The organism is Chitinophaga polysaccharea (genome assembly GCF_007829335.1).
Classification (GTDB): Bacteria; Bacteroidota; Bacteroidia; order Chitinophagales; family Chitinophagaceae; genus Chitinophaga; species Chitinophaga polysaccharea_B.
In genome coordinates this window covers 175,565-189,493 of record NZ_VIWO01000004.1, presented here as the reverse complement: position 1 = coordinate 189,493, position 13,929 = coordinate 175,565, and the positions used below count along the sequence as shown (strand labels likewise).

Below are 13,929 nucleotides of genomic sequence, written 5' to 3'. Positions count from 1 at the left end.
GCCTGGTGAGCCAGCTCGAAATTGACAATTCCACTTAAGTATTCCACATATGAAAAAAACAAAAAAGCACGTACCCTACCTGCTGGGATTTCTTATCCTGCAACCTTTATTGCTAAGTTCCTGTTACAAAGAATGGCACGCTATCGGCGCCGGATGGCCTCATGGCCATACCGGCCCGGTAGTTACCACTACCCGGTATTATGTAGATACCAACGGGTCTGACACCAGCAATGGTCTGTCCCCCGCCACAGCCTGGAAAACGCTCAGCAAAGTAAACTCCGTCACCTTTCAGCCCGGCGACTCCATCCTCTTTAAAAGAGGAGGCGCCTGGACAGGTACGCTGGTGATTAAAAGTTCCGGCACCGCCGATGCAAAAATTACTTTCAGCGCCTATGGTTCGGGCGAGCAACCACGGATAACCGGCAATAACACCACCTTGTCGGCCGTACTGATCCAGGATGCCAGGTACCTCACGTTTGAAAACTTTGACATCAGCCACCCGCGGGCAGTACGTCCGCCGGATATGTCGCTGTGCGGCATTTATGTAGCCCTGGCCACCAATGGCAGCTACCCCGGCATCACGATTAAAAACAATCATATACACGATATAGAAGGCATGCCTATTACCAACCGGCATATGCAGGGAGGTATCTTTATCCGCTCCAATGCCGCGCAGGCTTACTTCGACAGCCTGCTGATTGAAGGGAACAACCTTGAACGTTGTTCCTCCCGGGGCATCCTGCTGGGCGATGGCACCAATAAGGACACCACCTTTTACAACAATCATGTCACCATCCGCAAAAATGTGATCGACAACACTGCCCTGGAAGGCATTATCGTATATACCGCGAAAAATGTGCTGATAGAACATAACCGTGTGTTAAATGCCGGCGCCTATACCCTTGGCGTGAATATGAATATTGTGCTCGCAGGCTTATGGGGCCGCGGCAAAGACATGACCCTCCAATATAACGAGGTAGCCTATACGCGGCTCACCAACCCGGTACCCTATTCCTCGATGGATTCAGAAGCATTTGATATCGATCTGAGTAGCCCCGGCTATACGATTATTCAATACAACTACTCACACGACAATGCAGGCGGATTCTTCTTACACATGGGCGATCCCGGGCCTAATTTCACCCAGGGTATTGTTCGTTACAATATCAGTCAAAACGATGGTAACGGCTTTGGAGGCAGGACCTTCGAATTACACGGTCATCCCAATGGTAAAGTAGTGCCTATCTATATCTATAATAATACCTTTTACAACGACACGCTGGTGGGCGTGATGGACAGGGCCGGGGGAACAGGTATCCACCCGGGACTGGAATTCCGGAACAATATCTTCTATGCACCGGCGCTTCAATTCGACGATCAGGCCAACATCGTGTACGATCACAATCTTTATTATTCCGGAGTCAAAGCAGCGGGCGACAGCAACGCCATCGCGGCCAATCCTCTCCTGGCAGCTCCAGGCACCGGCAGTAGCGGTATGAATACCGTTAACGGGTATAAACTGTTGCCCGGCTCCCCGGCTGTTAAAGCAGGCATTTTCATCAATAGCAACGGGGGTAAAGACTTCTTCTGCATTCCTGTTTCCGGTACTAAACCACCCACCATCGGCGCGGCCGAAAAAGATTACTAGTCCTATACCTGTTTACCATTTATGCCAATTTCTAAAAACTAAAACGATGCAATTTATATGAGAATGCAGCAGTTACTAAGCATGATATGCCTGCTATTGGCTTTTGTTGCCGGTACTAAAGAAGTGCAGGCGCAGAGCATAACAATAAGAGGCGTGGTAGTGTCCACGCAAAACACGCCACTGCCGGGTGTTACCGTAGCTGAACAGGGAACGTTGAACGCCACCAGCACCGACACCACCGGGCGTTTTACCCTTACCCTGAAAAAGACGCCTACCGCCCTGGCGTTCAGCAGTATCGGATTCGTTACCAAAACAGTAGCCGTAACGGGCCAGCAACGCGCATTGGAGATTGTGCTCGCCGATGATGCCAAACAACTCAACGATATCGTAGTGATTGGATATGGTACGCAGAAAAAAGCCAACCTGACCGGCGCCGTCTCCTCCATAAAAACCAAAGACATCTCCAAGATGGCCGTTACCGGTATCGCCACCCTGATCCAGGGCCGTGCCGCCGGCGTACAGGTCACCAACTCCAGTGGGGACCCAAGAGCTAATGGCACCGTGGTTATCCGCGGCGTGGGCAATATCCGGGGCATGTCGCCCCTGTATGTGATCGATGGCGTACCCGCTATCGGCAACACCGGATTTAATATCAACCCGAGAGACATTGAAGATATACAGATCCTTCGGGACGCCTCTTCTTCCGCCATTTATGGCTCCCGGGCAGCTGGTGGTGTTATCCTCATCACTACTAAAAAAGGATCCCGCAATGAAAAAACAACGGTCGACATCTCGCTGAGCCAAGGCTTCAGCAATGGTACTTTTTTCCCTAAATTATTAGGTACACCGGATTACAAAAAAGCCTGGAGCGCTATCAATCCAGCTGCTGCCAACTGGGATGAATCGGTAAATACCAATTGGGTAGATTACTTATACCGCACCGGGAAAGAACAAAACTACAACGCGGCCGTGAGCGGAGGTAATCAAAAGCAGAACTATTACCTATCAGCGGGCTACCGGCGCGCAGACGGTATCGTGAATAATTCCTGGTCCGAACGCTATAGCGTACGTATCAACAGTGACCTGAACGTAGGAAAGAAAGTGAAGATCGGCGAAAGATTAAATCTTTACGCTTACCGCGAAAACCCACCCGTGATCACCGGCACCCAGGCCAATGCCTATGCGTTGCCGTTCCGCTCTACACCCATGATGCGGCCAAAGAACGACGACGGCTCCTGGGGCGGGCTTCCCTCCTCCGGCAATTACAACGGAGGCAACTGGGCAGCTTATGTCAATACCACCGACAGAAGGTACAATTCCCTCGAAGCAGAAGGCAATATGTATATCGATTATGAACCCATCAAAGACCTCCATATCCGCGCTACCGGTGCGGCCGACTGGACCACCAGCATGGCCCGGCAGTTTGAAGCCAAATGGTATGTATCTGGTCAATCCAATCAGCCACAGGATAACCTGAAAAAACAAAGCGCTTTATCCATTGCCTACCTGGGCAACCTGGTGGCTTCCTACGATAAAAAAATCGGTTCCCATGAATTCAAAATACTGGCGGGTACCGAAGGCCGGCAAACTTCCACCGATAACCTGGCCGGTTCTATCTATGCTGTAAATTCAGCATACTCCGTTCCGGTGATTGTTGACGCATTCCCCGTAGGTTTTGCGGAGTCGTCCGATCTGAGCAATGTGCCCGCCAATACCAGCGGCCGTTCTACCGATATCAACTACGGCATTACCCGCATGCTGAGTTATTTCGGAAGAATCAATTATTCCTATAAAGATAAATACCTGTTTGAAGCCAACCTGCGCCAGGATATCAGCGACCGGTTTGCACCCGCCTACCGGGCAGGCACCTTCCCTTCTGCCGCCTTGGGCTGGAGATTGATAGAAGAAAATTTTATCAAAGACAAGATCCCTGCGTTATCCGATCTTAAACTGCGGCTTACCTACGGCAGCCTCGGCAACGACGGCGTGGGCAGCTACGCGTATATTCCGTCGCTCGCCAACTACGACAAAACACAGTTCAACGAATTGCCCGGCACCGGCCCGGTAAACGGCTGGGGAATTGGCCGCGTGGCCAATAATAACATCCGCTGGGAAACGGTGGTCACCTCCAACATAGGACTGGACATCGGCCTTTTTCAAAACCGCCTGAACCTCACCGTAGATTATTATATCCGCGATACCAAAAACATGCTGTATCAGCGCAATCTGCCACTCAGCTCGGGTATGGGCACCGGCCACTCTTCTTCAGATACCTATGCCATGGATATGAACCTGGGTAAGATGCGGAACAAGGGATTAGAGGTAACCCTCAACTACCACGAAACATTCGGTAAACTGGGCGTTGATATCGGATTTAACGCCGCTTTCAACCGCAACAGGATCCTGTCGTTCGGGGGTGAAAAGCTGCCGATCAGCGCTGGTACCGCCGGGGAATATTGGTCAGGTTCCGTTACCCGCACCGAATTAAACGGTCCTATCTCCCAGTTCTATGGTTTTAAAACCAAAGGATTAATACCCGATCAAAAAACCATCGATGACCTGAATGCAAAAGCACAGGCGGCCGGTAAAGCATTTTACTATGCAGCTGGAACAGGTCCCGGTGATATCTGGTATGAAGACCTGAACGGTGATAATACCATCGACGACAAGGACCGCACCATCATTGGGAACCCGCTTCCCAAAATGACCTATGGTTTCAACATTGGATTAACTTATCGCAATTTTGATCTTGCAGCATTCTTTAACGGCGTAATGGGTAATGATGTATACAATGGCGTGAATGGCTACTACCAGAGTATTTACAACGACTTCAACACCACCTCCCAGGTATTCAACAGCTCCTTCATGTATGACAATGGTTTAACCGGCCAGCCCAGGTGGGGATATTTAAATGGTAGCGCCTTCCAGTATGATCCTAACGGCAACTATAAAAGGATCTCCGATTTTCATATAGAGAAGGGCTCCTTCCTGCGCCTGCAGAATTTACAGATTGGTTATAACCTGCCTAAAAATGTGCTGGATCGCATCCACCTGTCGAACCTGAGGATTTATTACAGCGGACAAAACTTATTTGTGATCACCAAAGTGAAAAACGTTGATCCGGAAGTAGGCTATGCCGGCGCCAACTCCACCGCCCTGGCACAAGGGATCATTTCCGCCGAAGTGTATCCTAAAACAAGGTTACATGCATTTGGCATTGAACTCAAGTTCTAACGGTCCCTTTAAACGAAAAAATTACCATCATGAAACGCAACAGTATCACATTACTATTTATACTCAGCCTGTGGCTGGTTGGATGTACGCGGGATTTTGTAGATGACTCCAAGCCGTACAATGTGCTGAACCCGGATATATTTCCGGAGAATATGGGCCAGGTAGATTACTTCCTGAATTCGCCCTACGCCAACACGCATTGTGTTGAATTATTCGGGTTCTCCGGTTTAGGACGATTCTTCTATAACCTCGACCACACCGGCGATCTGGCCTGGCTGGGCACCAGCGAGTGGAACGAATTGCAGGTACTCCGCATCAGCGCCGCCAACAGCTATTCGGGCGCCCCCTGGAGAGGATTGTACCGTGGCGTGCAACAGGCGCGCACGTTTATCGATCAAATCGTTCCCAACTACAAAACCAGGAAAGGCAATAGCTTGTCGGCCGCCGACACCCTGGCGCTGCGATATAAACTCGGAGAAGCTTATTACCTGCGGGCCTGGCACTATTTCTTCCTGATGAATTTATATGCCCAGGAAGTAGTTGTAAAGAGCAATGGTAACAATGCCACGCCTGGCGTGATTCTCTTTACATCCGATATCAAGATCGGCGACCGTCAGGATGAAATGCGTCCCCGCAGCACGGTAAAGCAATGCTGGGACTATGTAATTGCGGATCTGAAAGCAGCTATGGCACATTTAACAGATCCGAATAACGGTGTCAAAAAAACCTGGGCGGGTGCAGATAAAGGACGTATCGATTACTACGCCGCAGAAGCCTTACTGGGTCGTGCGCTGATGTATGAAGAACGGTGGACAGAAGCCCGGGATGCTTTCCTGGATATCGTTCAAAATGCAGGAAAATCATTAATGCCGTTCGATGATTATTACAATATGTGGAATGGTAATCCCAAGTATTCCGCTACAGAAAATAATAATACTGAAGCCCTGCACCAGATCAGCATTGTGAGATCCGGTGATAACGCCATGGCAGGCGGTTCTACCGCATCGGCCGTGAGCCTGCTCATTACGCCTTTCTACGACAATGGCGTGCCTGGCGGTGCTACACCCGGTTATGGCAATATGTTTATGCACGACCGGAACCTGGGCAGGTTTGGATTCCCGCAGCAATATTATCCTGTGATGAAAGACCTGGGCACGCCAGGTCGCACCGTAACCACGTCTTATATCGACTCCTGCCGCAACATGAAAACGCTGAAGCGGTATGGCGTAGATCCCGATCCGCGTTTATGGGTATGCGCCTACCAGCCCTGGGTAGATTCTGTGATGAACAACACCGCGAAAGTGGCTATACTGCCCTATGGCGGCGGCCCGGAAACCGAGTACCAGTTGAACCAGGCGCAGAACAGCAGTATCATTAAACACGGCTGGAGCCTCCGCAAGTTCAATTTATTTGATATGCAGGCCAGCCAGAATCCACGTATGCACGGCGCTGACTTTTACTTTACCCGCCTGCCGGAAATATACCTGAACCTGGCAGAATGTTACTGGAAGATCAGCGGCAATAATACTGATGCCGACGCATTGAACTACATCAACAGGGTGCATCGCAGGGCCTGGAACCTACCAGACAACAGCAACCAGGCGATCGACTATACCGCCGTAACATCAGGTACCCGAATCACCAAAGCCAATCTTCATCCCAACCGGGCAGATGCCGGCTTCCAGGACCAACTGGCGTTAAATGCGCTCTACTATGAAACCTGGGCAGAAACATTCGGCGAAGCAAAGTGGTGGTTTAATGTGAGAAGATGGAACCTCGGTTCCAACGAGGCGAAGGTATACGAAACCACCCGGGCAGGCGCCATCAGCTGGAGCTCCAATAACCAGTATGCCCTGCCTATCATTCAAACGGAGCTGGACCGGAACGTTAATTGTGTACAAAACCAGGGATATTAACCAGGCATGTTGCCATAAAAATTACCATGGGGACGCAGCACGTGTCCCCATGACATTGAACAGCCGGTATAGAAGATCTGGCAAACAGCAAAAAATAATGGAGATATGAAGATGATTATCAGGAGAGGCACTGCTACAGGCATATTTGTTTTACTACTGGCATGGACCGCCGGGGCGCAGCAACCGGTAGATAAAATAAAAAAGATTGGCGATAAACTGATCCGGGAAACGCCCTTCGCTTACCGATTAATATTACCGGGGCGTAATCCCTCGTTCAACAACCTGCACTTTGTTGATTTCGGCAGCACATTTGGTAAAGGAAAAGCAGCAGTAGCCTATGCGTACACGCAGCTCACGTTTCCCCGGGATACCGTTATCACATTGGAAACAGCGCACAACGACGCTTGTAAAATCTGGTGTAATGGCAGCCTGGTATATCAGAAAAAAGGGAACCAGGATATTGAAATAAAAAGGGATGAACGCAGCATGACTATGCCCGGATCATTCAACCTCCACTTGAAAAAAGGCAGCAATGATCTTTTAATTAAATCGGCTACTTCCGGTAAAGAATGGTGCGTATTCCTACAACCACCCAGCGAAAAAGACGCCGTGGTGGCTGATTCCAGGTCCTACCCTGAAATTGGGTTAAAGGAGGTAAAGCATGTTGATAAAAGTATATCGCAATTGGCTGATTGGCTGGTGATTGGTCCTTTCGCACCCGGTATTGATACAGCAAGATCGCCGGAAAAAGAAATTCGCTTTGGCGCTATGTATCCGGGCCTGGCAACTGCCGTTACCTGGACCATCCCCAAAATTGAAGTGCTGGGAGATGTGATTGGCGCTAAGGAATGGGGCACCACCTACCAATGGAACTACCATAACGGCGGCGTAGCCTGGGCCATGCAACAACTGGGCGAATTGACCGGCGAAAAAAAATACAACCAATGGGCGGCCAGCTTCTGCGATTTCCAGATGGAAGGGATGCCCTTTGTCAACTACCAGGTAAATAGGCTCAGGGCCTACAATTCAGCGAATGCTATGGTCATCAATTCCCGCCTGCTTGATTTTACCCTGGCTCCTTCCCTTCCGCTTATCTATCGGCTTCGCAAAGAGAATGGATTTAAAAATGAAAATCTCTATAAAACATACATCGGTAAAATGATGAACTATGCGCAAACCGGCCAGATCAGGAGTGAAGGTTATACCAACTACACCCGCACTACGCCGGAAGAATATACCGTATGGGTGGATGATATGTTTATGGGTATTCCGTTTCTGGTGCAGGCGGGATTGTATGCCGCTGACCCGGCACAAAAGAAAGCGTTCTTCAATGATGCGGCCAGCCAGGTACTCGACTTCAGTAAACATGTATGGGACAAGGAGGCACAGCTTTATATGCATGCCAACTATTCGCAGCGCCCACAGGTGAAGTTGCCCTATTGGTCGCGGGCCAACGGCTGGGCCATTTGGGCCATGACAGAAGTGTTGATGGCCCTGCCTAAAGATCATCCAAAATATAAAGACATCCTGGCCCTGTATCGAACTTTTTCCAACTCGCTGATCCGTTACCAGGCTCCGGAAGGATTCTGGCATAACGTCATTAACCGCAACGACTCTCCCACGGAAGTTTCGGGCACAGCTATATTTACCATGGCCATGGCCAGAGGCGTTCGCCTGGGATGGCTGGACCGGAAAAAGTTTACACCCGTTGTGGAAAAAGGATGGAAAGCCGTGGCATCAGAAATTGAAGAGGATGGTACCGTGCATAAAATATGTATCGGTACTATGTGTTCTGCAGACGTAGACTATTACATGCACCGTCCTTTCTTCGACAACGATACGCATGGCTCTTTTGCCGTTATCTTCGCCGGCATGGAAGTACAGAAAATGATGGACGCCAGGTAACCGGCTATGGCAGCTGTTCATTGAAATCCTGCTCGTAAACGAGCTGACCATCGAGTTTACTCAGCTTTACATAATCTACCGCACCGCATCCTTTGAAGCGCAATATGATTTCATTGGCCTCGCCTATCGGTTTGTTATAATCTATATTCCAAATCCGCTTTCCATCCAGGTAGAAAGCGGATTTTTTATTTTCTACCCGGATGCCCATGACGTGCCATTCGGAAGCGTTGAAGTTGAGGCTACTCAGGTTATATTCATCGCCCATAATGGTCTTTTCCCCGCTGATGAATTTGATATAAGCATAGCCGGCTTCATTGAGGGCAAAACCATGCCGCCCGCTATCCGACAGGATATAGAGCATTACATCCGAACGGGGGATGGCGTTTTCCAGGGCGGAATTACGTACCCTGGCTTCCAGCATAAAATTATCGCCGTTTACCAGTTGTTCTTTATAAAATATATAACTCACGAAAAGATGATTCGGACGCGCTTCCGGCACTACGCTATCGAGCGGCATACTTACGTACCCGTCTTTATGGTAAGCCTGGCGTATAGACGCCGTTCTGAAAATACCTTTTCGTTCATTCCTCGTAAACACCGACCAACCTGGTTTGCGGATTTCGATCCCGATAGTCTTGAATGTTTTTCCTTTATACTGCAGGTGGCAGAATCCATCCCCTTCAAAAATATAAGTAGCGTTTACCTGTCCAACAGGCTTGGAAAGTTTCTTACTCAGCGTGTCGCCATTGGGTTCTTCAAAAATCAACTGGATATCATCCAATAGTCCAGAAGGGATATCGTAGGAGAAGGTGACCGTGAGTGGGTTCATGCCTTTGGTATCCGAGGCGGCAAACTCAATTTTAGAAAGCTGGTATTTTGTATAGCTATCGCTGATCTTTAGCGTGTAGAGTAAGGCGCCACCAATGAGCAGCAGCAGGGCTATTAAAAAATAAATGAGCCGCCGGCTTTTGGGCTTCACCGGTGTTACCGGCGTTTCTTGCGGAGCTTGTACTATGTCAGGAATGGGCCTATCAGCGGTATCTGTCGATGCAGGCAGGGGTTCTTCCTTCTGCGTTTTTTTCATCACGAAATCGATATACCCTGTATAGCCCAACAAGCGGCATAGTACGTCCCTGGTGGCCAGCTGCGGGTTGCCGGTACGTTGCTGAAAGAATCTTTTGAGTGTATTGGCGCTGACCATGGTGTTGGTCAGCTCGAATATCATGTTTTCGAGTGTCTTAAACTGATCCAGGTCCCAGGAATCTGAAGGGCCCCAGGAGGCAAAACGTGCATTATACTCCCTGATAATTTCCTTAATATATCTTCTGTCCTTTATTTCATCCATGATTTTCCCCGTAGACGTTTGGTTGATTATCGCAGGTCCGGTGCCAGCCTGACAGTTAGTGCGTCAAATATCTATTTTTCGGCGGAAAAAATTGCATTTATTTCCCCTGCCTCCGGGGAAGTACTTCAAAAATGGTACTTATTTATCCGTTTTGTGCACTCGTCCGTCCCACTCAACCAAGAATTTTGTCCTAAATATTTTATTCATGACAACATCCACACAACAGCATGTGCCGGTATTGATTGCCGGTGGTGGGGTAACCGGTCTTTCCGCCGCTTTATTTCTTTTGCAACAGGGTATCCGGCCTTTATTGGTAGAACGCCATCGCGGCACTTCTATCCATCCCAGGGCGCGGGGATTTGATATCCGTACCATGGAATTGTTCCGGGAACTGGGCCTGAGCGAAAGTTTACGTGAAGCCGGCAAAGCATTGGGCCCGGCCTGGGGCGTACTGCGTGCCAACACCCTGGCAGAAGCGCTGGCTCCCATACAGCCAAGGGAAGATGGCCAGATCACTTATCCCAGTCAATTGAAAGGACTGGAAAGCCTGGCGGCGCTCAGTCCTGAAACAGGCGCCCGCTGTACGCAAGACCTGGCAGAACCCATACTGCGGGCCGCAGCAGAAGAACAGGGCGCTGACCTGCGGTTTTATACCGAGATGATTTCCTTTTCGCAGGAGGAAGACATGATAACTGCCGTGTTGCTCAACCGGGAAACCGGCGCCACCACTACCGTTACAGCCGACTATCTCATAGCAGCCGATGGCGCCAATAGCCCCATCCGGCAGCAATTGCAGTTGCCTACCACCGGCCCCGGTATACTGGCGCATTTCCTCAATATCTATTTTGAAGCCGATATGGCGGAACTGGTACGCAACCGGGAGTTCAGTCTCTGTATCATTGATACACCCGGCTTAACCGGTTTTGTTTCTGCTATCAACAACAGCGATCGCTGGGCCTACCAATTGCGCTACTATCCTGATAAAGGCGAAAAAGCAACCGATTATACCACCGCACGACTCCTCGACCTATTGCATGCGGCGTTAGGCATGCCGGAACTCCCCATACACATTATCAGTGTATTGCCCTGGGAGATGACCGTCCGCGTGACCGATACGATGCAATGCGGCCGCATTTTCCTGGCGGGCGATGCCGCCCATGTGATGACGCCCTATGGCGGCAAAGGCGCCAATACCGGCATTCAGGATGCGCAAAACCTCGCCTGGAAGATGGCTGCTGTATTAAAAGGACATGCCACCCCTACCCTGCTGGAATCATATACCGCCGAAAGGCAGCCCATAGGACTGTTTAACGCCCTCCGTTCCGCTACCCTGGCCGATGAGCAGGGAATACTAAAAGACCAGGAAATCATGCTGCGGCAACCGGCAGGGCTACTGAAAACTTCAAAAGAAACAGCCGGCGAAACACAGAAAAGTATGGAGGTTACCCAAAATGTAAGGACGCTGATCGGTATTCCAGACTATCAATATCCTGTGAAGGTAATTTCTGCATGTCCCCTCCTTCCACCAGATAAAGTTTTCTACGGCCTGCCCGGTACGCGGGTGCCGCACCTGTGGTTGGATGCAGCCCGCACGGCATCCACCCTCGACCTGATAAAGGGACAATTCACGTTATTTGTACATGGCGATGCCACCCCCTGGCAAGCGGCATTAGATGAACATGATCTTTTCGTGCAGGTGTACCCGTTAGCCGGTGATTTGATCACACAATGGGAGGCAACCACCGGTACCGCGCCTGGCGATGCCCTGCTGGTAAGGCCGGATGGGTTTGTGGCCTGGAGGGGAAATGCAGCAACACCTCTCCCTTTAACCGCTTTACTATCGTAACAAGAATTAGTAAAAAAGGTCGGCAGCCGGGAGGCGTCGACCTTTTTTAATGCGTTGGAGATAGTGCTGCTATCAGGTCCTGATTTCCCTGCGCATAAACATATAATACGCCCCTGCAAAACAAACCGTAGATGCCGCTACCAGGCCGGTCACCTGCGGCCATACGATCATCAGGCTCTCCTTAAAAGGTAAAGGAGTAGGAATGGCTCCCGCCATCTGCTCCATAGTTAAAGGCCCCAGGCTCCTTACAGATGGCATCAGCAACGTGGTGGCTGCATCTGTATATAGCTGGCTCGGCGCCACCCGGAGAAACGATAACAGCAGGTTGTTGTAAGCAATTACCTGTTCTGCTTGTAATGATGCCGGGTCGGGCAGTATTGCCCTGACTATCATATTGACAATGATCTGGTAGAAGACCGTGAAAAACAACCATATGCCAATAGCAGTAATAGCAGAGGTAGCAGCATGCCGGAAAGCAACAGACAGGCAAATGGAGAGACTTAACCAGAAGCCCACGTATAGCACACTCAACACCACAAAAGTAAGTATACGGTATAGTTCTGTTGCCTCCATTGGAACGCCGGTAAGGATCAGTCCTGCGCCGATCATGAGCAATACCAGGCTTAAAAAAAGCGTCCCTACGATGAGCAGCGCTGCATAGCATTTCGCCAGCAAGAGGCTATCGCGGTAAACCGGCTGCGCCAGCAGGCGAACCAATGTACCATTATTCTTCTCTGCGTTGATGGCATCGAAACCCAGCGCTATTCCCAGCAGGGGACCCAGGAAGCTGATAAAGATATGAAAGGTGGGCAACGAATTATCTGAAGTAGTCAGCAATTTCAGGTAGATAAAATCGTGGTCGGGATCGTTGAAATTACGCGCCACCTGCCCCAGGTTGCTCAGTGATACATACATCGTTCCTGCAAACGTAAAGAGGATGAGCAGGAGCATTACAATAAACCGCCAGCTACGGATATGGTCTCCCACTTCCTTGCGCACCATTACCCCGAAGGAACTTAGCGCGGGCTGCTTCGATAAAAAATTATTGAAATAAGCTAGTGAACCTGCCATTGAAAGCTTTCTTTTTTAACATTATTCTCAAAAAAACGATGATAGATTTCATCCAATCCATATTCTTTTTTATGTACACCGGTTACATTTAACCCGTTCTGTACAAAGAGCCGTACAATATCGGGTGTAATATCGGTGTGGCACGACAACGCTACGGTAGCAGCGTCTATCCCGACGCCGGTAACACCGTTCAGTTGCAGCAGTTGTTGCTCCAGTTGTTCCGCGGCCGGTAAAGGTTCCCTGACGGTAATCTCCACCGCGAAGGAATCCTTCCCAAACAGGCTGCGTGATAAGGTTTCCATGTTTCCTTCCGCCAGCAACCGGCCTTCTACGAATATGCCTACACGATCACAGATTTGCTGCATCTGGTGCAGGTGATGTGATGACAGGATCACAGTCAATTCTTCCTGCCGGCTGAGCTGCCGTATCAGGTGGAGGAAATCCCTTATCCCGCTGGGGTCTATACCCAGGGTAGGCTCGTCCAGTATCATCACTGCCGGTTTCCTGATCAGCAGGTCAGCCAAACCAAGCCGCTGTTTCATACCACGGGAATAGGCCCCCGCCTTTTTGTGCATTTCGCCTCCCAGTCCTACCATTTCCATGGTGCTCCTGGCACGTGATACGATTTCCTTTTCCGGGATGCCGTTAAGACGCCCGATGTACATCAGGTTATCGAGGGCCGACATATTATCATAGAACCCTGCACTATCCGGCAGGTAGCCTACTTTTCGCCTGACGTCAATCGGGTGGCGGGTAGCATTAATACCGCAAACCATCGCCTGCCCTTCCGACGGTTCTGCCAGTCCCAGCATCATCAATATGGTGGTGGTTTTTCCGGCGCCGTTAGGTCCCAGCAATCCAAATATTTCTCCCTTACCAATTTTCAGAGAAAGGTTGTCTACCGCCTTTACAGTACCGTAGTATTTTGTTAATCCATGCAGTTCAATAATGGGATTTTCCATAA

General features: G+C 49.9%; 8 protein-coding genes. 5 read left to right on the top strand and 3 right to left on the bottom strand.

Going from position 1 to position 13,929, the window contains the following annotated elements; genetic code table 11:
- Window positions 1-49: 49 nt before the first annotated feature.
- From FHW36_RS15420 to FHW36_RS15405, 4 genes are all read left to right on the top strand, one after another.
- Window positions 50-1,648: a right-handed parallel beta-helix repeat-containing protein gene (locus FHW36_RS15420; RefSeq protein ID WP_145670460.1), complete on the top strand. Its 1,599-nt coding sequence runs from the start codon at window positions 50-52 to the stop codon at window positions 1,646-1,648.
- Window positions 1,649-1,705: 57 nt separating this feature from the next.
- Complete coding sequence (locus FHW36_RS15415; protein WP_145670459.1) at window positions 1,706-4,882, top strand: SusC/RagA family TonB-linked outer membrane protein; 3,177 nt, start codon at window positions 1,706-1,708, stop codon at window positions 4,880-4,882.
- A gap of 29 nt (window positions 4,883-4,911) precedes the next feature.
- Window positions 4,912-6,798, top strand: coding sequence for a RagB/SusD family nutrient uptake outer membrane protein (locus FHW36_RS15410; protein ID WP_145670458.1), 1,887 nt, complete (start codon window positions 4,912-4,914; stop codon window positions 6,796-6,798).
- Window positions 6,799-6,903: 105 nt separating this feature from the next.
- Window positions 6,904-8,703 (top strand): glycoside hydrolase family 88/105 protein, encoded by a 1,800-nt coding sequence (locus tag FHW36_RS15405; RefSeq protein WP_145670457.1) that lies wholly within the window; start codon window positions 6,904-6,906, stop codon window positions 8,701-8,703.
- 4 nt (window positions 8,704-8,707) lie between these two features.
- Here the strand turns inward: FHW36_RS15405 and FHW36_RS15400 are convergent, their stop codons facing one another.
- A complete protein-coding gene (locus FHW36_RS15400) occupies window positions 8,708-10,048 on the bottom strand; it encodes a hypothetical protein (RefSeq protein ID WP_222429089.1) in 1,341 nt (446 codons plus the stop codon).
- Between the two features lie 205 nt (window positions 10,049-10,253).
- On the opposite strand from FHW36_RS15400, the gene FHW36_RS15395 reads away from it, so the two are divergent.
- Window positions 10,254-11,894: an FAD-dependent oxidoreductase gene (locus tag FHW36_RS15395; RefSeq protein WP_145670455.1), complete on the top strand. Its 1,641-nt coding sequence runs from the start codon at window positions 10,254-10,256 to the stop codon at window positions 11,892-11,894.
- Window positions 11,895-11,966: 72 nt separating this feature from the next.
- Here FHW36_RS15395 and FHW36_RS15390 read toward each other — a convergent pair whose 3' ends face one another.
- Both FHW36_RS15390 and FHW36_RS15385 read right to left on the bottom strand, forming a co-directional pair.
- Window positions 11,967-12,965, bottom strand: a complete 999-nt coding sequence (locus FHW36_RS15390; RefSeq protein ID WP_246121163.1) for an ABC transporter permease — start codon at window positions 12,963-12,965, stop codon at window positions 11,967-11,969.
- Entirely contained in the window at window positions 12,950-13,927 is a 978-nt protein-coding gene (locus FHW36_RS15385; RefSeq protein ID WP_145670454.1) for an ABC transporter ATP-binding protein, read from the bottom strand. Before FHW36_RS15385 ends, FHW36_RS15390 begins: the two co-directional genes overlap by 16 nt.
- Between the last annotated feature and the right edge of the window lie 2 nt (window positions 13,928-13,929).